Origin of the sequence: Bacillus sp. P14.5 (assembly GCF_003316765.1) — a bacterium.
In the GTDB taxonomy this organism is placed as follows: Bacteria; Bacillota; Bacilli; order Bacillales; family Bacillaceae_B; genus Rossellomorea.
This window is the reverse complement of record NZ_NIJF01000095.1, coordinates 368,153-387,978: the sequence shown is the minus strand read 5'-3', so window position 1 is coordinate 387,978 and position 19,826 is coordinate 368,153. Positions and strand designations below refer to the sequence as shown.

19 protein-coding genes and 1 pseudogene are annotated in these 19,826 nt (G+C 40.9%); 6 read left to right on the top strand and 14 right to left on the bottom strand.

The genetic code is table 11. The features are described from left to right. Positions 1-541: 541 nt before the first annotated feature. The 3 genes from B9Z54_RS19940 to B9Z54_RS19930 form a co-directional block, all read right to left on the bottom strand. The gene (locus B9Z54_RS19940; protein WP_113930118.1) at positions 542-1,744 is read right to left on the bottom strand and encodes an alanyl-tRNA editing protein; all 1,203 of its coding nucleotides are present in this window, start codon (positions 1,742-1,744) and stop codon (positions 542-544) included. A gap of 10 nt (positions 1,745-1,754) precedes the next feature. Beyond that, the gene (locus B9Z54_RS19935; RefSeq protein WP_113930117.1) at positions 1,755-1,958 is read right to left on the bottom strand and encodes a hypothetical protein; all 204 of its coding nucleotides are present in this window, start codon (positions 1,956-1,958) and stop codon (positions 1,755-1,757) included. A 375-nt stretch (positions 1,959-2,333) separates the two neighbouring features. Further along, on the bottom strand, positions 2,334-3,209 hold the full coding sequence (locus B9Z54_RS19930; RefSeq protein ID WP_113930116.1) for an SDR family oxidoreductase: 876 nt from the start codon (positions 3,207-3,209) through the stop codon (positions 2,334-2,336). Between the two features lie 141 nt (positions 3,210-3,350). On the opposite strand from B9Z54_RS19930, the gene B9Z54_RS19925 reads away from it, so the two are divergent. Continuing rightward, positions 3,351-3,743, top strand: a complete 393-nt coding sequence (locus B9Z54_RS19925) for a hypothetical protein (RefSeq protein WP_113930115.1) — start codon at positions 3,351-3,353, stop codon at positions 3,741-3,743. Positions 3,744-4,142: 399 nt separating this feature from the next. Here B9Z54_RS19925 and B9Z54_RS19920 read toward each other — a convergent pair whose 3' ends face one another. The 4 genes from B9Z54_RS19920 to B9Z54_RS19905 all read right to left on the bottom strand — a co-directional run bounded on the left by B9Z54_RS19920 (position 4,143) and on the right by B9Z54_RS19905 (position 9,088). Beyond that, positions 4,143-4,685: a hypothetical protein gene (locus tag B9Z54_RS19920; RefSeq protein ID WP_113930114.1), complete on the bottom strand. Its 543-nt coding sequence runs from the start codon at positions 4,683-4,685 to the stop codon at positions 4,143-4,145. A gap of 118 nt (positions 4,686-4,803) precedes the next feature. Beyond that, complete coding sequence (locus tag B9Z54_RS19915; RefSeq protein WP_113930113.1) at positions 4,804-5,922, bottom strand: NAD(P)/FAD-dependent oxidoreductase; 1,119 nt, start codon at positions 5,920-5,922, stop codon at positions 4,804-4,806. A gap of 848 nt (positions 5,923-6,770) precedes the next feature. Beyond that, entirely contained in the window at positions 6,771-7,622 is an 852-nt protein-coding gene (locus B9Z54_RS19910; protein ID WP_113930112.1) for an STAS domain-containing protein, read from the bottom strand. 131 nt (positions 7,623-7,753) lie between these two features. Next, complete coding sequence (locus B9Z54_RS19905; RefSeq protein ID WP_113930111.1) at positions 7,754-9,088, bottom strand: Na+/H+ antiporter NhaC family protein; 1,335 nt, start codon at positions 9,086-9,088, stop codon at positions 7,754-7,756. 104 nt (positions 9,089-9,192) lie between these two features. Between B9Z54_RS19905 and B9Z54_RS25020 the strand changes: the two genes are divergently transcribed. Next, complete coding sequence (locus B9Z54_RS25020; protein WP_162785301.1) at positions 9,193-9,351, top strand: PTS sugar transporter subunit IIA; 159 nt, start codon at positions 9,193-9,195, stop codon at positions 9,349-9,351. An 847-nt stretch (positions 9,352-10,198) separates the two neighbouring features. Here B9Z54_RS25020 and B9Z54_RS19900 read toward each other — a convergent pair. After that, a complete protein-coding gene (locus B9Z54_RS19900) occupies positions 10,199-10,918 on the bottom strand; it encodes a hypothetical protein (RefSeq protein ID WP_113930110.1) in 720 nt (239 codons plus the stop codon). Between the two features lie 353 nt (positions 10,919-11,271). Between B9Z54_RS19900 and B9Z54_RS19895 the strand changes: the two genes are divergently transcribed. After that, positions 11,272-11,853, top strand: coding sequence for an HD domain-containing protein (locus tag B9Z54_RS19895; RefSeq protein ID WP_113930109.1), 582 nt, complete (start codon positions 11,272-11,274; stop codon positions 11,851-11,853). Between the two features lie 28 nt (positions 11,854-11,881). Beyond that, entirely contained in the window at positions 11,882-12,379 is a 498-nt protein-coding gene (locus B9Z54_RS19890; RefSeq protein ID WP_113930108.1) for a DinB family protein, read from the top strand. Positions 12,380-12,399: 20 nt separating this feature from the next. Here B9Z54_RS19890 and B9Z54_RS19885 read toward each other — a convergent pair whose 3' ends face one another. From B9Z54_RS19885 to B9Z54_RS19870, 3 genes and pseudogenes are all read right to left on the bottom strand, one after another. Continuing rightward, positions 12,400-12,585 carry a hypothetical protein gene (locus tag B9Z54_RS19885; RefSeq protein WP_113930107.1) on the bottom strand — a complete coding sequence of 62 codons (186 nt, stop codon included), beginning with the start codon at positions 12,583-12,585 and terminating at the stop codon, positions 12,400-12,402. Positions 12,586-12,653: 68 nt separating this feature from the next. Beyond that, a pseudogene (locus tag B9Z54_RS19880) lies at positions 12,654-13,076 on the bottom strand (GNAT family N-acetyltransferase). A 299-nt stretch (positions 13,077-13,375) separates the two neighbouring features. Beyond that, a complete protein-coding gene (locus B9Z54_RS19870) occupies positions 13,376-13,558 on the bottom strand; it encodes a hypothetical protein (RefSeq protein WP_113930105.1) in 183 nt (60 codons plus the stop codon). A 225-nt stretch (positions 13,559-13,783) separates the two neighbouring features. Here B9Z54_RS19870 and B9Z54_RS19865 point away from each other — a divergent pair, with 225 nt between their 5' ends. After that, positions 13,784-14,800, top strand: a complete 1,017-nt coding sequence (locus B9Z54_RS19865) for an NADP-dependent oxidoreductase (protein ID WP_397541226.1) — start codon at positions 13,784-13,786, stop codon at positions 14,798-14,800. Between the two features lie 598 nt (positions 14,801-15,398). Here the strand turns inward: B9Z54_RS19865 and B9Z54_RS19860 are convergent. The 3 genes from B9Z54_RS19860 to B9Z54_RS19850 are packed head-to-tail and all read right to left on the bottom strand — an operon-like array spanning position 15,399 to position 16,774. Next, entirely contained in the window at positions 15,399-16,199 is an 801-nt protein-coding gene (locus B9Z54_RS19860) for a TerC family protein (protein WP_113930103.1), read from the bottom strand. Between the two features lie 23 nt (positions 16,200-16,222). Continuing rightward, positions 16,223-16,624: a sporulation protein gene (locus B9Z54_RS19855; protein ID WP_113930102.1), complete on the bottom strand. Its 402-nt coding sequence runs from the start codon at positions 16,622-16,624 to the stop codon at positions 16,223-16,225. Positions 16,625-16,651: 27 nt separating this feature from the next. Continuing rightward, complete coding sequence (locus B9Z54_RS19850; protein WP_113930101.1) at positions 16,652-16,774, bottom strand: FbpB family small basic protein; 123 nt, start codon at positions 16,772-16,774, stop codon at positions 16,652-16,654. 772 nt (positions 16,775-17,546) lie between these two features. Here B9Z54_RS19850 and B9Z54_RS19845 point away from each other — a divergent pair. Continuing rightward, a complete protein-coding gene (locus B9Z54_RS19845; protein WP_113930100.1) occupies positions 17,547-19,187 on the top strand; it encodes a peptide ABC transporter substrate-binding protein in 1,641 nt (546 codons plus the stop codon). The last annotated feature ends 639 nt before the right edge of the window (positions 19,188-19,826 follow it).

The following is a 19,826-nucleotide window of genomic DNA, read 5'->3' as shown; positions in this document are numbered from 1 at the left end:
CTAGTTCCAGCGCCTAGCCCCTCGGGTCAAACAACCCTCAGAGAATAAAAGGAAAGACCGCCTTTTTTCTTCTGAGGAACATTTGCCTGTCGGGGCTGACCAAGGCGCTTCCACTTTTGATGACAGGTGAGACCAAGGTTACGTACCCACTGGAACGTAACCCCGCAGGCAAATCTAGCTCCAGCGGCCAGCACCTAGCGGATTTCGGTCTCCTTCCTTGCGATAAGTCATCATCGAATCGCTTTCGCTCTTCGTGATTCCTTTATCTCATGCAGGAGCCCTACAATCCGTACGGTGCTGAACGGCCGCTTCCGCTTTTTATGAAGCCGAGGAGGCTCAGCGCCCGCCCCGCGGAGTCGTGCACCTGGAGCGGAAATCCTTTCTTTATACTCAGACACATTCTTTTGAAAAGAGCTTTTTATAGGGTTTTGTCCCAGCCTCAATTCATTTTTATATGAATCCCCAAAAAAAGATGGGGCTATAATCATTATTGCTGCCATTGCAGTAAATACAGTTTAAACTGCACCTGCCAATCCTCCACTCATTGCCCGCTCTTTATGTTTTCAAGTAACAGCTCCATCAGTTCTTCCCCGCTCAATACTGCATGTCCCCCTCCTTGAGCCAAAGAAGGTCTTCCTCCGCCTTTACCACCTGTCAAGTTGACAGCATATTCTATGAGCTTTTTCATATCCTTGCCGCAAGCTGATCCGGATCCAAAAACAAATTGGAGCTTATCTTCATTTTCGCTCACCAGCAAAACGACAACATCATTTTCCTGCAGCATCCTTCTGGCCAGACTTTGCAGATCTGCCATGGACCTTTTACTAAACACATGTGCTGCTACTTTAATCCCGCTTATATCATAGTATGCAAGAATTAGACTTTCAGCTTCGTAATCAAGGTTTTTCTGCCTTGCTTCTTCCAGTAGTTTTTCGTTTCTATTCCCATTTTTGATTAAAGTACGGATCGCCTGGACCATTTGGGAAGGAGGTGAATTCAACACCCCTGTAAGTTCCTTTAAGACTTCATTTTTCTTATGAAGCTGGGTGGAAACACGCTGGCCGCAGACAAATGTCACCCTCATATGTTCCCTCTGTTTTTCCCAATTCAGAACCTTGATCATCCCTACCTGCCCTGTACTTTCAGGATGTGTTCCCCCGCAGCCATTATAATCATACTCAGGAATGATAACGAGCCTGATGTCTTTTTCCACCGAAGGCGTTTTTCGAAGGGGGTATTTATGTAGTTCGTCTTTAGAAATCCATTTGGTGTATACAGGAATATTTTCAAGAATCTTCTGATTAGCCGCAGCTTCAGCAGACATGCACTCTTCTTTTGATAGCTCCTTACTGTTTAAGTCGATTGAGCAAATGTCTTGTCCCAGGTGGAAGCTCACAGTCTCATACCCTGCCTCTTCAAAAAATGCCGCTGAGAGAATATGCTGGCCGCAGTGCTGCTGCATATGGTCAAATCGCCTGTTCCAATCAATCCGTCCATTTATTTCATAATCGGAATCAAGCTGCCTGTCCATATAGTGCCTAATAATGCCTTCTGTTTCCTGGACATCCACCACAAAGTTATCATTCAGCATCCCGGTATCCGAAGGCTGCCCCCCTCCCTCAGGGTAAAAAGCAGTTTCTTCCAAAATCGCGAACCATCTTCCATTCTCGCTTTTTTCCTGTGCAATCAATTTTGTTTTAAACTCACGAACGTATGGGTCATTGTAGTACAATTTTTGTGTCAATTTCTTTTACTCACCTTCTTTGTTCAAGATAGCCGGAGGGATCGGCAAATAGAGATATACTATCAATTATACCAACATATACAAGAAACAATCCTAGCAGAATAAACCCTATTTTAACGATCTTGTTCTGTACATTATCTGCATCCTTGTCTTTCAGCCCCGCAAATGCAAAAATCAATAGAGCCAAACCTGCAAGCAGCGGTACAATGAACATCGGCACTCCTCCTAATTTCCTTCAAAAGACGAAATTTTTTTTAGTATCTTGATTTATATTTTTCCATTGAAATGAGTATTCAAACACTAGAAAAGCTTTCCTATAGAGCGAACAGGTGACAACTGTGGTCCACAACGGACAATCGCAAGTCAATTCAACTCCAAAACACGCCTGCACTTCTTAGTAGGTAATGCCCTGAGATGCAATAATTTTTATGTGATTTCAGTACAGGTAAGCAACAATTTATGAGAAAACAGCCTTGTTTTAAAAAAAAACGCACTGTGAATTCTAAAGAGAATACACAGTGCGTTTTATTTGTATTTTGAATGTATGTCTCTCTAAAGTAAACCACTTATAAAGAGAGAGCCTTGATTATTATCCGTTGACAATGGTGCCTCCGTTTACATGGATCATCTGTCCGGTAATATAGGAAGCATCCTCACTGGCAAGGAAGACGTAGCTGCCGGCAAGCTCAGCAGGCTGTCCAGGTCTTTTCATCGGCACAGGTACAGCGTCGCCGCCAAATCCATCAACTGTTTCTTTGGAAAATGTCGATGGGATGAGAGGTGTCCAAATCGGTCCTGGAGCAACTGCATTCACTCTGATTTTCCGGTCAATCAATGACTGCGAAAGAGATCTTGTAAATGTGGTGATCGCGCCTTTGGTTGCCGAATAGTCTATAAGCTGCGGCATCCCTTGATAGGCAGTTATGGAAGAAGTGTTGATAATCGAAGCTCCTTCTCCCATATGTTTCAGAGCTTCCTTCGTCAGATAGAACATCGAGAAGATATTGGTACTGAACGTTTTTGTCAATTGTTCTTTTGTAATGTCTTCAATTGAATCCTGCGGGTGCTGCTCTCCGGCATTATTAACCAGAATATCCAATTTGCCATATTCATCAATTGTCTTTTGAATTGCTTGCTGGCAGAACTCTTCGTCACCCACATCTCCCGGAATCAACAGACACTTGGCTCCTTCTTTTTCAACATACTCTTTCGTTTCTTTTGCATCACTGTCTTCTTCTAAGTAAACTATTGCTACATCTGCACCTTCTTTAGCATAAGCGACAGCAACTGCTCTGCCGATCCCGCTATCACCGCCTGTTATCATCGCTGTTTTCCCATCAAGTCTCTTAGATACACCAGCCAGGTTGCTTGTAAAATCAGGCCTTGGGTCCATCTCGGATTCAATTCCAGGCTGATGACTTTGTTCCTGGCCTGGTACTGATTCTGGTCTTTTTTTATCTGCCATAATATTGTCCCTCCATAGTTTTGAAATATATCTTAACCATTCCCTTTGACTTTTGTGGTAAACATCATTCTCTCACCATTATTTTTGGACTTTGAATGAATTTCCCTGCAGAGGGCATTTTATAAAAAAAGGAGGAGTTTCATGAATCAATTCATTGAAAGAATCAAAGCGTTTTCTAAAAACCTGACTTATGATATAGCGGACGCAATCCACGAACATACAAGTGAGAAAATTCCTTTCTCAGATATTTCTGAAGCTATAACAAGTCATGAAAAAACGAAGCATACAATGAAAAAACTTTTGGAGAACGTCTATCATTCATATGAACTGGACCTATCCCCTTACTTCATAAAATTGGAAACGAAAGGAGAACAAAATGAATTCATTTTGCAGCTGACGATATCATCACAAGAAAAGATGATTTATTCTTTCAGGTCCTATGATGAATCCCCCGCATACCAAGAGATAATTTCTGTCCCTGCCCCTTTATGGGAAAAGATAAACGATCCTCTTACTCAAAAAAACATTCACTAAATGTCTGACTGAAAATTAATCTTGAACAAATTTAACTCGTCAGGTTGAAAAGTACATAACGCTTAGCTGTCCAGAATTGGTTCTGATTTAAAGTACAGAACTAAAAAGCTCAAAAGGGGTGGATCAGCTCTTTTCACTCATTCATACCTGGATTTTTCTTAAAAACTTTTGGCGTTATCGAGCGAAATTATATTTAGTTTACAAACTGAGCCTTCTAAAAGCAAAACGGTCAGAGGCATTTTCGCCACTGACCGCTTTGCATTCCTATAACATTGATAATGTGATTGCATTAAACTAAACCATTATTTTGGCGAAATAGTACCTTAATAATTGTATTGGGCTGGATGCCTTAATCTCTAGGCAGACATCCTATTGAAGAAAAGTGGATACCATCTCTCCTTATTCCTTCAGCACACTTAAAGGGATATCAAAAATCATCCAGAGTGTAATGATAATCGGGCCAGTCAGAATCCAAGCAGCCAAAGGCCTTTTGTAATGTATGATCAGCATTGTAAACATGATTAAATTGAAGGCTATATCCCAACCAAAATGCCAGCCTCTATGGTAAGTTAAGCCGCCGAAAAAATTAGTTATGAATTCATTCACTCCATAAATCGCTGTCCACATCAGCACACTGAAAACCTGCCCGCCTAAACCTTTTGGCAGCCTTCCAATAAAAATGGCGATTGTCACAGTGTAATGTACCGCCATCTTTAATAAAGCAATAAAAGTATGATTCAAATGAAAGAATTTACCGATGGGATCAATGGGGTGAAACATCCATAGAGAGTGTTCATATAAGAGAAACTGTGCCAGCAAATCACCTATGATTAAATAAAGCAAAGTAGGATAATACTTTTCAAACTCGGACCATTCACCGAATTTAATTCCTGCTAGAATATATATAAATAAGATAATCATACTCATTACAAAACCTGCCATATCAATATTTCTCTTAGTTTAAATCAAAATCTCCCTTTTTATGTGCAATAGTTCATTTCAACTTGATAAAAAAGGGGTGAAACCATAAGTGATTTCACCCGCCTTAGTAGTAAAATTGTTAATCAGTCATGGCACCATGAACGGGATAATCTTTTAAATCCAATTCCGTCTCCATGTCCAATGCCAGTCTGGCCAGCTCTGCACCCAGGTACGGTCCGCTTGTCAACCCTGAAGCTCCAAGTCCATTGGCAATCAAGATGCCTTCAAGTCCGGCCGGCCTTCCGATTATGGGAAGGAATCCTGGTGTAAATGGCCGGAAACCAACTCTTGTTTCAATTATTTCGCCATTAAAGATTTCAGGTGCAACCTTAATGGCTTTGTCCAATATTTCATGAATTCCTCCAGCAGTTGGACGAACGTCATAGCCGGTATCATCTTCGTGTGTGGCTCCAGCTACAATTCTTCCATCCTCAAAACTAAGCAAGTATTGATTGTTTGGCGGCATGACAACCGGCCAGTCTTCTGTCTGGACTCCGCTCATTCGCAAATGTACAATCTGTGCTTTTTGAAACGTCACATTCAGCTTCAGCTCCAAAGGTTTTAGAAGGTCGGCACTCCAAGCCCCTCCTGTAAGGATGACTTCATCCGCCAGATAACGTTCACCCTCAAGTGCGGCACCATAGACCTTTTCACCTTCAAAAAGGAGGGAAGCCTGGCCATGCAGCAGGCGGGCTCCATGCTTTTCCGCTCCGCTCAGTAACGCATTTCGGAGTGCCCTGCCATTGACTCGTGCACCTCCGCTCACATACACGGAACCGTACTCTTCGGATAGAATGGGGAACAGCTTTTGAGTCTCTGCCTCGGACAGGACACGAACTTCTCCAATTTCCGGAGCATCTTCACGCCTCTTTATGGCTCGTTCAGCCATCTTAACTAATTTAGCTCTATCTTGATGAAGGCTTAAAGCCCCAACCTGTTTATACCCGGTATCCGTCTCTCCATCCTCTTCAAGCTGTTTAATAAGATCAGGATAATAACGGGCACCTCCTTTGACAAGTCTGTACCAAGCTTTATTACGCCTTTGTGACAGCCAAGGACAAACTATTCCGGCAGCAGCATCTGTAGCCTGACCTCTGTGCCCTTTGTCCATTATGAGAACTTCTGCTCCTTGTTTTGCCAGATGATAGGCTGCTGATGCGCCAAGAATTCCTCCGCCAATTACTATGATTTTCTTCATTTGAACACCACTCTTCGCATTCTCTATTCGTAGATTGTACTAAAGGAATGCTGAATTCTCAACATTTTAATGATGTAACACTACAGTGTAAGCGGTGCTCAAAAGTTAAGGCTGTTTTCGCAAAGATTGTGGCTGAATTAAACGAAATGGATTTCCGCTCCAGGCGGACGACTCCGCGGGGCGGGCGGTGAGCCTCCTCGGCCTTCATATAAAGCGGAAGCGGCCGTTCAGCACCGTACGGATTGTAGGGCTCCTGCATGAGATAAAGGAATCACAACGAACAACGTGAGTTGATGATGACTTATCGCAAGGAAGGAGACCGAAATCCGCTAGGTGCTGGCCGCTGGAGCTGGATTCGTCTGCGGGGTTACGTTCCAGTGGGTACGTAACCTTGGTCTCACCTGTCCCGCTAGTACCGCAGGAGATCATACGCCTTCCGCTTCAATCCTCCTACGAAAAAAGGGGGGTGAAATTGAATTCTAAATCTGCAATTAATTAGAAAAATCCTATTAAAAAAACTGTTTTCGCATCAATTTTTCATTCGGCAGTATCACCCTCCTGACACTAAGAGTTATTCACTCTAAGCGAGGAGCAGCTCATTTCATTTGACTTAGCAGAATATAATGCCGTTACCTTAAGAAGTTAATATAAAACAGCAACAAAGTTTACGAAAAGAGCCAAAGTTAAAAAATCAGATTCATGTTGAGGCAGTCTAAACGAGATAACCCAAAAGAATACTTGGATTGAGTTAAGAGCCTCCCTCCAATGATTAAACAGATGACACTTCCTTTTTGAATTACAAAGAAAACAGCCCGGAACAAGTAAAACTTTTTGTTCGGGGCTGTTTTTTATTTCTTGGATAGAGAAACCACGTGCTTAGCTATTGAATTCGAAAGTGTGGATTCAATTGAAATCCTGTCCAGAGGAATGCCCAGCTGGACAGCTGTTACAGCTATCTCTGGCCGGATTCCGGAAAGGGTCGTTTTGACACCGATCAGGTTAAGTGCATCTATCAGCTGGAAAATTTCATGTGCTACCATCGTATCTATTATGACGACACCTGAAAGATCAATAAAAAGTTGATCGACTTCCTTTGCTGTGCATTGCTGAAGCGTATTTTCCAATATCACTTTGGCTCTGGCTGTATCAATGTCTCCCACAAGCGGAAGCAAGGCAGTATCGGAGCTGATTGAGATAATAGGTGAACTAAGCTCATTAATCATTTCCTGCTGAGCTTTTAGTTGTTTCAAGGAAGCGTTATGAGTGCCTTCGACAAATTGAAGAACGACATAATCAAATACGTCTTGGATAAGATCTTTCCATTGATCAATTCTCTGTTGTTCAATTTCTTTGTCGTTTTCTTTTGCAAATCTGTTGATATATGAGAAGTATTGATCTCTCACTCTTAAGAATTCTCTGATTACATAATGAATCGGTGTATCTATGTGCGCAGAATCATTTGCTATTTTATGTATCCACTTATTAAATTCATCAAAGAACGCGTCTCTTTCTTCAAGAAAGAGGTTTGCCATATGTAAGTAGAACTCATAATTTTGCTCCTTCAATTTTTTAACAGAGTCCTGGTCGGTGGTAACATAAATACCAGAGGATTCTTTTTTATTAATGGTTTGATACCATTCTTCACTCATTTCTTTTGTACGATTCAAGAAAAACTCATGCAATTCTTTGTTCAAGTGCATATAGTCTTACTCCCTTCTGCAGCGTTTACCATTTTATAATAACCTAACACCCTCAAAAAAGATACCTATAATGCTTTCGTGTCAAGGTTCAAACGCATTATTTCGTTTGAAGGACAGCACCAGGAATTAGTTTAATTTGAAGATTCCGCTTCGAGTTTATTGACAGTCCTGCTTTGCTTGAAGATGGAAAGCAGCATGGTCAATATAGGCAAAATCCACAAAAACACAGCATACGGAAGATATGAAAGGATTGGCACTCCTAAGATCGTGCTGCACATGATAGCGAGTACACTCCAGGGAATCATCCCCGGAAACAGCATTGTGGAATCCCCCATGACTCTTGCTAATTCCGACTTATTATACCTGTTGCCCCAATGGCTCAGGAAAGACCGGCCGGTTAAAATGATAGGCAGAGTCTGGTTTGCCGAAATCAATGAAATAACTAATGTAGCCAATATTGTTTTGAAGGAATCATAGAAGAGTCCCTTTGATTCTCTCAGCCATCGGTCAAGGAGCGGCTGAATGATCCGGTATCCTTCCATTATTCCATTATACGCACCAGCCAATGCTAAAAATAACAGCAGGAAATACATACTGGAGAGTCCCCCTCCAATCTCATCGGCTCCAAACCAAAGTGCTTTCAGGATTGAGCCGATCCTTATCCCGTCCAACAAAGCAATGAAACTGGCCGTTAGTACACTGCCTATGAACGCATACAGAATGTTGACCCTCAGCACTACAAAAGCGAGCAGGATAAAAGGGGGAAGAAATTTGATCATTGAAATAGTTTCCCGGTCGAACACCTCATTGATAAAAACAGTTGTCCCGTAATGCCTTTCCGAATCCATCACCATATAAAAAACTGCGCAAATGGTTATGGCAGCTATCGTAGTAGGAAGGAATTTAACAAATTGCTTACCTGCCCCGACTTCCACTGTATGTGAAAGAAGCTGATGAGAGCTTGAAAATGGAGAAGTCCTGTCTCCTACAAATGCACCTGAAACCAGCGCACCCGCAGTTATGGCAGGTGCAAGATCAAGCGTAAGCGCACTGCTCATGATAGGGATGCCGACAGCACTTAACGTTCCTACCGAAGTGCCAAGAATCATTGAAAAAACCAGAGAAATCAGGAAAGAAAGAAAATAAAAATGTTCCGGTGTGATTAAATAAAGAGCCAAGGAGACAAGCTGTTGAATCGCACCGGAAATATACCATGATGGAAGAAGAAAGCTGACGAGAAGCAGGATATAAATAACCCCTCTTGTCTTCTTGACTCCGTTCCAAGATATGCTAAGCACTTGCTTAACAGGCGCCCCTTTTAGAACAACCAGTATTGCCAGGGTGCTATAACCAGGCAGGAACCCGAAGAAAAGAGGAATGCCCAGACTGACAGAAAGCAAAACTCCTGATAATGTAACCACTATAATAGCCAGCACTTGCCTCATGGTAAAGTGCAAAGATTTCATAAAACACACTCCTATCCTTCTTAACTAAAGTTTACTATAAATCTTATTTTCTTGGACTGCTTTGAGTCTCCATATATTATATATAATAGGTTGCTTAATTAAGGGTGATAAATTACAATTATCTGAAATTCGATCTAGACTTCATCGAAAAATCAGCTACCTCCATTGTTACACCGGTTCTTTTTACAAACCTGACAAAATTGTCTGTCAAGAAACAAGGACAGGTCATTCAAGGTGAAAGCGGCATTTTATCAATAGAGTAGAAGCTTGAGAAACAGATGAGCTTCGCTTGTCGAATTACTCACTTAAGCAGTAGTGTCCGGTTCAGATTATGTTCTGATCAGACACTACTTTTTTCTTTAATGAAAGCTGGAAGCGGGCGATCAAATTGCACCACTAAACCAACGGCATTTATTTCTAATTCCATCTGCTTTGAGTGCCACTAAAAAGGAAAAAGCCTTTCTGGTGGCACTCATGGAAGTCGTGAGTGCCAACTTAAAAGGAAAAAACCTTTCTGGTGGCCCTCGTGGGAGTGGTAAGTGCCACTAAAAGGAAAAAGCCTTTCTGGTGGCACTCGTGGGAGTGGTGAGTGCCATTAAAAGGAAAAAGCCTTTCTGGTGGCACTCGTGGAAGTCGTGAGTGCCATTAAAAGGGGAAAAAGGCTTCCTGGTGGTACTCGTGGAAGTCGTGAGTGCCACTAAAAGGAAAAAGGTTTCCTGGTGGCACTCATGGAAGTCGTGAGTGCCACTAAAAGGAAAAAAGGTTTCCTGGTGGCACTCGTGGAAGTCGTGAGTGCCATTAAAAGGGGAAAAAGGCTTCCTGGTGTCCCTCCCCCACACACTCTCAACTAATTATTTAACGTCCGTGACTTGGGCTATGTGGAATCAAAAAAGCGATAAGAATTTGCGAAAAGTTGATCAGTAAATAACAAACGCACTGTGAATTCTAAAGTGAATTCAAGTGCGTTTACATATGTTCTTTAAAGGTCTGTGCCTCTATAGTAAACCGGATAAGCTGTTATAATTTACGAGTGTGTTAGATGAAAAGATGACAACTCTCTTCGTCGCTAATTACAATTTATAATTCCCTGCACCAAGGAAACAGTTTCAATTATTCAAAGTTGAATTCCCGCAGCTTATCGCTGTGGCTGGCGATCATTGCTATAATGGTATTTGCTTCTTCCTTACTGAAAATGAAATGAGATTCATCCTTTATCAGTTGGTCGTCCTCTGTCAGGATTCTATTCAATCTTCTCAAAACACCATCACCTGTTTCCTTGATGATTCCAAACTGATACGTGACTTCCACTTCATCACCGTGAATAAAGGCAGTGACCTCTGGTGTTTCCCATTCCACATCGACCTCTTCGAGAATATCATCTCCTTCTGCCTGCTCTTCGTAATCATAATCATGGTCATCAACTACATAATGTACAGGACCTTCTTCATCTTCATCATCCACAATATAATCAATATGATTATCATATTCATCGGTTTTATCACAGTAATCAAATTCTTCCATATTTAAATAGTCATGAAGACTTTCATGTACGGCATCAATCAGGTCTTCAATATCAGGAAGAATAATTTTCAGACTCTGTCCATAATCGACATCATAGGATTCCATGTAAAATTCCTCATTGTAGGGATCGAAAAGCAAAGAACAGAAGTAGTCTCTTTCTCCATCTTCCGTCTCTACATAGAATTCTATCCGGGGATGCTTAGCCCCTCGATCTATATTCATTTGACCAACGCGGTCATATTTCTCACAAATTGATTCAAGATGATCTTGAAGTTCACCGCTAACTCTGTCAAACCACTCTAAGTTCATAATAATCCATCCCTTCTTTGTCTGTCATAATTTTTTTCTGATATGAAAAACAGTATTTGGTAACATGTTCCTCAATTTGATTATGTAGAGGAAACTCACCTATGAACTAGAATCTGAACTCTTCTAAAAAAGTCCCATACTTATATACCTGGACAGCCCCTTTTGAGTACTAACACTGAATTCAGTTTCAAAGACAAATCCATTTCAATCTATTGCTCCCAGATTCAGTCTCCTCATTGGGCCCTTCTTTTAGTATGATGAAAATTCATTAAGAATAACCCCTGTTATCTTGATTTACTTTTTATGATAAAATTTCCATATGCACTTGATCAGACACTTAAGGAGAATGGATAATGAAACAATGTTTTAATTTTTGGCTGGAAATTGACAAGCTAAAAAGAGTAATTAGAAGAACCTACATTTCTGATGCGACCAGAAACGAGAATACTGCCGAGCATTCCTGGCATGTTGCCATGATGGCCATGACTCTCTGGGAAGTTTATGAACTTAAAGAAGAAGTCGAGTTATTCAAAAGTGTCAAAATGCTGCTGCTTCATGATATCGTCGAAATAGATGCCGGAGATACATATGCATTTGATGAAGAAGGGTACAAGGATAAAGTGCACCGGGAAAATCTTGCTGCTGACAGGCTGTACGGCTTGCTGCCTTCAGAAATCAGAGACGACTACAGAAGCATTTGGGAAGAATATGAGGACTTCCAATCCCCAGAGTCAATTTTTGCTCACATTATTGATCACATCCAGCCTTTGATGCTGAATATTGCCACGTCCGGCGTTTCATGGAAGGAGCATGGCATCCACTCTCACCAGGTTTTGAAACGAAATGAATGGATCCGGGAGGTTTCTCCGTCTATCTACAGCCAAATTGAGGAGTGGGTCGAAAAAGGCATAGAAAACCGCTGGCTCAAGCTGTAGTAAAAAACCTTATAAAGGAGAACATACATTGGAAAATTATGAAGCATTATCAGAATCATTGAGGGAATATAATGATTTTCTTAAAGAGGTTGTATCACCAAATGAGAATCATGCTGAAATATCAATAGCTGAGGGGAGCTGGTCCATCAAACAAATCATCACTCATATGTACCGCTGGGATCTATATCTTTTAGAAGAAGTACTGCCATCCGCTGTTGCCAAAAAAGAGGTGAGTTTTCCTTCTCATAATGAATACAATGCTGAATCTCAGGAGTATTCAAAAACAGTCAGTATTGAAGACCTCCTTCAACAGTCCATTTTACTAAGGGGACAATTGATAAAAGAGCTGGAAACTGAAAAATTTAAGATTATGCTGGATGAGCCTATTACATTAAACGGTCTGACTCATTGTCCAAATACCAAAACGCGGTACAGCCTCACATATCTGATGCATGAATTTGTTGATCATGACAAACATCATACCTGGCAGATCACCGATTTTTTGAAACTGACCCAGACAAAATAAAAACGCCATCCCGGCGTTTTTTATTCGTGGCTATCATTGTTTCCAGTTACATTCTTGATTGTTTTTGATGTCACATCAACGGCTCCCATAGCTGTATTTTCAGTAGCTTCCAGAGCTTTGTGAGTGGCATGGAATAGGGCGCCCGCTCCATCTTTAATATTGTTTGTGATTGTATCTTTATGATTTTGTCTATCTTGATCGGACATGAATTCACCTCCTGAACAACCTTAGGTTATGCTATTGTCAGGAAATTATCCTTTAAAGAATTTCTGATTCACATCTCCAGCCGCTTCTCAAGAAAGAATTGCCGCTCACCCTTGGGGAAGTCTTCCACTTTTCCAATAACTTTATATCCCAATCTTCTGTAAAATTCAGGAGCCTGAAAACTGAACGTATCCAGCACTATTAAGTATCACCCTTTATCTTTCGCCAGGTTCTCCATCTTCCTTATCAACTCTTTCCCAAACCCCTGCTTCCTGCAGTTTTGAGCGACCCACAAGAAATCGATATGACAGTGGCCCCAGAATAAGGTGCCTGTTATTCCTCCTATAATCTCCTCCTGCTCATTTCTGATAATATAGCTTACATTTTCAAGCGGTGTTTTCACTTCATCACTTATAATGTCCATGTTATGCTCTATCACTTTTTTTCTAATAAAGTCACTATCTTCCTGATTCCATTGCTGAATGATTTTCATTTCAAATTCTCTCTCCTTTTATCTGAAAATGTACTGCTGAATCGACCTGCCTTCAACTTCAAACTTAGTCCAAGCCCCTTTTTATACGTTTCAATAACTGACCTCCCAAATTTATTCGCCGGTTGATCCCCCTTAATCTGTGAAACCTCCCAATCCCCTTTGAACATATTGAACAATTGGAGTTCTGTCATCAACGCCGATGATTTTTCAAGAAAAAAATTCCGCAACCGTGAAGAATTTCTTATCTCCTTCTTGTATGTACCTCACGAAAACAAATCCTGCATCCTTATTCTCATACTTCAGATCATTGAAAATCTGCCTTCCTCTCTCCAGTAATGATCCAGACAGGGGTATTCTCTAAACCTTCCGTCGTTGAAAGCATCCGCACGATTAAACTCAGAAAAATCATAGAAGTAAAACTGCATAAGATTCCGGATTGTTTCTATTTCCTCCCTTGCCGCCTCCACAAGTTTACCATTCATTATTTGCCTCACTCCCCCAACTTGCTCCATTAGCGAAATTTATTATTTTCACCCCTTGGTTTGGAAGAACCTATGGCTGCCTGAAGAAACCTTATATACTATTCTTAGATGAATCCCTTCTTTCGGTATCATTTTTAACGATTATGAGCAATACCTTTTCAAAAGGTCTCTTTCATATGCTAACTTACATATGAAGATACTAATTATTGAGGAGGAGTTAATATGATCCCCGAAAAAAGCAGAAGTGTCAGCTTAGCGTCACGCCCGCATGGAAAACCGGAAAGGAACGACTTTCAATATGAGGAAATCCCTGTCCCTGTACTTGGAGAAAACCAAGTACTCTTGAAAACGATCTACCTTTCAGTAGACCCTTATATGAGAGGAAGGATGTCTGATGCCAAGTCGTACGTTGAACCTTTCAAATTGGGAGAACCAATTGAGGGAGGAGTTATTTCACAGGTTGTTAAATCCACTTCAAGCCGATTTTCTGAAGGAGATTATGTAATTGGAATGCTCCCTTGGCAGGAATACTGTGTCGTTTCCGAAAATGATGTTCGAAAAGTGGATGCTTCAATAGCCCCGTTATCCTCTTACCTTGGCATCCTTGGAATGACTGGTCTGACTGCCTATTTCGGCTTGACCGATATTGGCCAGCCTAAAGAAGGTGAAACAGTAGTCATATCCGGGGCTGCGGGGGCAGTCGGTTCTGCGGCAGGACAAATTGCCAAGATTAAAGGAGCCTATGTTGTAGGGATTGCAGGTTCCGATGAAAAGGTTAATTATTTGACTGAAAAACTCGGGTTCGATAAAGCTATCAACTATAAATCGTGTGGAAATATCAAGGAAGCATTGAAAGAAGCCTGCCCAAATGGAATCGATGTATATTTTGAGAATGTCGGCGGTGAAATAGGCGATGCCGCACTCAGCCTTCTCAATAAATTTGCCCGTGTCCCGGTTTGCGGTGCTATTTCAGCTTATAACAGCACAGAAGGTGATATCGGAAACCGTGTCCAGACCATTCTCATTAAATCAAGTGCCCTTATGAAAGGTTATGTAGTCAACGACTATGCAGACCGCTTTAAAGAAGGTGCTTCTCAATTGGGGAAATGGTTATCGGAAGGAAAACTTTCTTACGAAGAAACCATCACAGACGGCTTTGAAAATATCCCTGACGCATTTCTCGGCTTGTTCCAAGGGAATAATCTAGGAAAGCAGCTGGTTAAAGTCAGCGATCCCGAGTAAGAGACAAAATCACCTAACTTACGATTGTAATCAGCGAACACCCGGTCAACTACTCTGGTTCGTTAATAGAACGGACAGTTTAGTCGATAGGAGCCCTACTGCGTAGATAGAAATTTCATTTCGTAGATAGGACCACCACTTTCGGCGATAGAACCAGATTAGCCATCTTGGTAATAAAAGACAATGAGAAAAAGATCGACTTACGTAAATCTGTAGGCATTTAGCTTTCAGTATACTAAAAGACCGGCAGAATTTGGGCAGCCACTGAAAATCTTCAGATTTCAAAAATATTATTTTGAATCATAAAGTAAGTAAAAGCCGTCTCTTCACCCTATTAAAGGAATGAAAGACGGCTTTTTTCTCCTCGTTGATTGGAGTGGAAGGTGAGCGACCTCCTGCGGGACTAGCGGGACAGGTGAGACCAAGGTTACGTACCCACTGGAACGTAACCCCGCAGGCGAAGCCGAGGAGGCTCACCGCCCGCCCCGCGGAGTCGCACACCTGTAACGGAAATCAAGACCTTTGGAGTGAACGATTGCATTTTTACTTATTATTTGACTTTTTCAGTGACCACGAATTTAACTGCCGGTCTTTTACTTTACCTCTCAACCTCTATGTTTTTTGCCAGGCTTGTATTCTCTGCCGGCTCTTTTTCTTTAGAAAGAAACCATCCTCCCGCTGCAATGAGAAGCAGTACTGCATAAAAGGTAATCTTCCATTCTGGTGATTTAGCAAAACTTTCGCTCAGCACTCCTAAAGCAGGGTGTGACAGGGTGTACACGGTTAACTTAACGCCCACCCATCCAACAATCAAGAAAGCAGCAATTTCGAGCCCAGGTTTCCTGTGGAGCAATTTTACGAAGAATCCAGCTGCAAATCTCATTATGATCAAACCAATTAACCCTCCTGCAAAGATGACAAGGAATTTCCCGCCATCTAAGCCCCCTATCTGCGGGAGAGGTGTATCCGGAAGCACAATAGCAAGGGCTACCGCTGCCAAAATTGAATCCACAGCAAACGCTATGTCGGCAAGTTCAACTTTAAAGACGGTTGACCAAAACCCTGAAGGCTTCTTTTCTTTTTTAGCTGATGCTCCGTCGTTCTGTTTCTGAACGACAAGCTTCCTGAAAATATGATTACCAGCAATAAATAGAAGATAAAGAGCCCCAATTGCTTGAACCTGCCACACATTCACGAGGAAACTGATAGCGAAAAGGGAACCGAATCTGAATACAAAAGCTCCTGCTAATCCATAAAACAATGCCTTCTTCCGCTGCTCCTCAGGCAGGTGTTTAACCATTATTGCCAGCACCAATGCATTGTCTGCTGCAAGAAGACCCTCAATTCCTATTAGCAGCAGCAAAACCCATAAATACTCCATTATTAAAGCCCATTCCATTTATTATCTCCTCCTCTGTCTTCTTAACAGCCGCGCATTTGACTGATTGTTATAACATCCTGGTCTTTACTTTCAATGCCTTCCTTAAACGAAAGCCTGGTTTTAAACTGATAAAAATTTGTTTTTGTTGAAGGAGAGAGATTCTCAGGTATCTTAAATGTGAAGTTCCTCGGAGATTTCTCTTCAGCATAAATTACAGTAGAAGTTAAGATGGTTGCTGAATCAATCAAACTTTCTACTTTAGCAAGCTTGTCAATCCTGACTAACTCACATTCAATTCTGTTTATCCTTTGGTCCACCGTGCCTCCTTCAATATTAAATACTCCCTTAACAACTTCGCCGGGACAATATTCTTCTTTGGGGAGCTGCAAGTCAATTTTTGCTGCACCAATCCCCAACAAAGACATATATTTCCTTAAAAGCAATCCATTCGCCTCCATAAAATCATTGTTTTAATTCTTCATGTACTTTTCTTCAATACGCAATTCAATTTTTTCAATCTTCACTTTATCTTTTAGCAGCTCTTCTTTATTCCTTTTCACAAGCTCTTCTATTGTTTGTTGACCTTTTTTCATAAAGCTCACTCCCTTCATCCAATCATCGTCAATGTATCTCCAAGCCTTTTTTTCAACAAAAAAAGCCTTTACCAACTATGTGGTAAAGGCTTTATAAACGTAAATAAAGACCTGTACCAACGAGGTAAAGGTCTTGCTAACAACATTTCTGCTGCCAACAAAGCCGAGAGTTTTCACTCTGAAATGACGACTTTGCTGTAAAAGCTACTCCCCTTTAAGGAGAAACTATTCAACTTGTAAATTAACTATATAACAATCTCAAGAATCTGTCAATTAGTCAAATGCTCAATTTAATTTTTTACATGGTAATAAATCGTTTATTTACAATCCGCTGTTCAGGCAGACAGTTGGAATAATTCAACCTGTTTGAATTCTCTAACACCTTAGAACAATACTGAATTATTCTGTTATTGAAGTGTTAATTCTCAGTCTCTCAGTCTGCAGGGAGGCTGACGTTAAAGAGGAATAACCTATCCTTCTTTTTTTCAGAAAATCTATTGTATTGACCTGATCATTTAAATGTTTTCGCATAAATAATTAATGATCGGGCAAACTTTTCTTAACCCTTTCACAGTTAAAAATCTTATATCAAGATAACATTTTTAATCTTAATAATGTTCAAAATATTGTTCATTTTGACAAACTTGTCAATTTAATAACTATTTTGATATAAGATTTAATTGTTGCATTTGTAAAAATTTTTGATTAACATGGAAACTGTTCCCTAAGAAAGGGGATACATACAATAAAACAGATAGGTGGTTGCGTTTACATGAAGAAACAGTCAATAATTTTACTGTCTATCCTGCTTGTTTTAAGTGCTTTTCTAACAGCATGCGGCGGCGGTAACAACAACGACAATGACACTGCCGATACTGGCAGCGGTAAAGATGAGCAAGTTCTTAACTTGCTGGAAAGTTCAGAAATCCCATCATTGGATTCCACACTGGGAACAGATTCTGTTTCCTTTAACGTTATGAATAACGTCTTCGAAGGTCTATACCGCTTAGGTGAAGGTGACGAGCCTGTTCTAGGTATGGCTGCTGAAGAACCAGAAGTTTCTGAGGATGGTAAAACTTATACTTTCAAAATACGTGATGCTAAATGGTCTAACGGCGAGCCTGTGACAGCCAAGGATTTTGAATATGCCTGGAAAAAAGCTTTAGATCCTGATAATGCATCTGAATATGCCTATATCATGTTTGACATCAAGAATGCTGAAAAAGTTAACAATGGCGAGCTTCCTCTTGAAGAAGCCGGAATCAAAGCACTTGATGATAAGACACTTCAATTGGAACTAGAAACAATTGTCCCATACTTTAAATCGTTGCTTACATTTGCCACATTCCTTCCTCAGAATCAGGCATTTGTTGAAGAGCAAGGAGATCAGTATGGTCTTGAAGCGGATACAGCGATTTATAATGGTCCATTCGTATTATCCGATTGGAAACATGAACAAAGCTTCCAAATGAAGAAGAATACTGATTACTGGGAAGCGGATGTAGTTAAACTTGAAGAAATCAATTTCAATATTGTAAAAGATACGTCAACTCGTGTGAACCTTTACGAAACGAATGAGACGGACGTCGCTGTATTGTCTGAACAGTATGTAGATACTTATCAGGAAGATCCTAACTTCAATACACAGCTTCGCACTTCAACTTTCTTCCTTCGTCTTAACCAGGAGAATGAGGTACTGTCTAATAAAAATGCCCGTAAAGCTTTCGATATGGCGTGGGATAAAGAAGGTCTGGTAGAAGTTCTTCTTAATGATGGTTCCATTCCAGCCTACTACCTTGTCCCAGACGATTTCGTAACTGGACCGGATGGCGAAGATTTCCGCGACACTAATGGAAAGCTTGGTGAATTCAATCCAGAAGAAGCAGCAAAGCTTTGGAATACTGCTAAAGAAGAACTAGGTATTGAAACAGCTTCACTTGAGTTGTTGAACTATGACAGTGAAAATTCCCGTAAAGTCGGTGAATACTTGAAAGAGCAGCTTGAGAACACTCTTGATGGCCTGACAATCTCAATTTCTCAACAGCCATTTGCCCAGAAGCTTGAAGTTGAGCAAAGAGGAGATTATGACTTCTCATATGCCGGCTGGGGTCCAGACTATCCAGACCCGATGACTTTCCTGGATATGTTCATAACTGGAAGCTCTTATAACCAAACAGGCTTCTCTAATGAAAAGTACGATCAATTAATCGAAGATGCTCAAACAACTTTGCTGGATGACCCAGAAAAACGTTGGGAAGCTTTGTTGGAAGCTGAGCAAATCCTTTTAGAAGAACAAGCAATCAGCCCAATGTTCCAAGATGGCTCTGCTTACCTGCAAAGAGAGTATGTCAAGGATCTTTATCGCCACTCATTCGGTGCTGACTACTCTTATAAGTGGACACACATTGAATAAGAATATTTGAAAAGAGTCTGGGACAAAACCTTATTAAAAGGCTCTCTTCGCAAAGATTGTGGCTGAGTAAAAAGAATGGATTTCCGCTCCAGGTGCACGACTCCGCGGGGCGGGCGGTGAGCCTCCTCGGCTTTGCCTGTGGGGTCTCACCTGTCCCGCTAGTCCCGCAGGAGGCCGCACACCTTCCGCTTCAATCCGTCTACGTTCAGGAAAAGCGGTAAATAACCTGAAAAGTAATCTGTTTTAATAGAGATAAATAAAATGTAAAAACCGCCTGAAGTCAAGTATATAACCTTGATTTCAGGCGGTTTTATTTTCGATTATTATAACTTACATCGACTAGTTTTCAACTTATGTCCCAGCCTCTTTTTGCATGCAGTTCATTTGCAGGTTATTCTTTTGAACATTAATTCAACCACTAACGTTACCATTTTAGACACACCTTGAATCATATTCTCTATAGACTATGATTCAGTATAATTATAAAATGTAAAAAATTAGTGATTATTTTTTTGGAATTCATGTTTGTAGATCTGTCGATGGGTTATGGTACATTAAATACCTTTTAGCCACTAGCACGTTCTATTTGCTTTGAAGAATAGTAACTAAGGTCATTTTTTCAGCTATCTTATTTGCAGG

What these genes read in the sequence shown, in the direction of transcription:
- B9Z54_RS19850 (WP_113930101.1), bottom strand. Translation starts at nt 16,774, where the DNA reads ATGAAAAAAGGTCAACAAACAATAGAAGAGCTTGTGAAAAGGAATAAA.
- B9Z54_RS19905 (WP_113930111.1), bottom strand. Translation starts at nt 9,088, where the DNA reads ATGAAATCTTTGCACTTTACCATGAGGCAAGTGCTGGCTATTATAGTG.
- B9Z54_RS19895 (WP_113930109.1), top strand. Translation starts at nt 11,272, where the DNA reads ATGAAACAATGTTTTAATTTTTGGCTGGAAATTGACAAGCTAAAAAGA.
- B9Z54_RS19885 (WP_113930107.1), bottom strand. Translation starts at nt 12,585, where the DNA reads ATGTCCGATCAAGATAGACAAAATCATAAAGATACAATCACAAACAAT.
- B9Z54_RS19915 (WP_113930113.1), bottom strand. Translation starts at nt 5,922, where the DNA reads ATGAAGAAAATCATAGTAATTGGCGGAGGAATTCTTGGCGCATCAGCA.
- B9Z54_RS19935 (WP_113930117.1), bottom strand. Translation starts at nt 1,958, where the DNA reads ATGTTCATTGTACCGCTGCTTGCAGGTTTGGCTCTATTGATTTTTGCA.
- B9Z54_RS19930 (WP_113930116.1), bottom strand. Translation starts at nt 3,209, where the DNA reads ATGGCAGATAAAAAAAGACCAGAATCAGTACCAGGCCAGGAACAAAGT.
- B9Z54_RS19845 (WP_113930100.1), top strand. Translation starts at nt 17,547, where the DNA reads ATGAAGAAACAGTCAATAATTTTACTGTCTATCCTGCTTGTTTTAAGT.
- B9Z54_RS19870 (WP_113930105.1), bottom strand. Translation starts at nt 13,558, where the DNA reads ATGAATGGTAAACTTGTGGAGGCGGCAAGGGAGGAAATAGAAACAATC.
- B9Z54_RS19860 (WP_113930103.1), bottom strand. Translation starts at nt 16,199, where the DNA reads ATGGAATGGGCTTTAATAATGGAGTATTTATGGGTTTTGCTGCTGCTA.
- B9Z54_RS19925 (WP_113930115.1), top strand. Translation starts at nt 3,351, where the DNA reads ATGAATCAATTCATTGAAAGAATCAAAGCGTTTTCTAAAAACCTGACT.
- B9Z54_RS19920 (WP_113930114.1), bottom strand. Translation starts at nt 4,685, where the DNA reads ATGGCAGGTTTTGTAATGAGTATGATTATCTTATTTATATATATTCTA.
- B9Z54_RS19910 (WP_113930112.1), bottom strand. Translation starts at nt 7,622, where the DNA reads ATGCACTTGAACAAAGAATTGCATGAGTTTTTCTTGAATCGTACAAAA.
- B9Z54_RS19900 (WP_113930110.1), bottom strand. Translation starts at nt 10,918, where the DNA reads ATGAACTTAGAGTGGTTTGACAGAGTTAGCGGTGAACTTCAAGATCAT.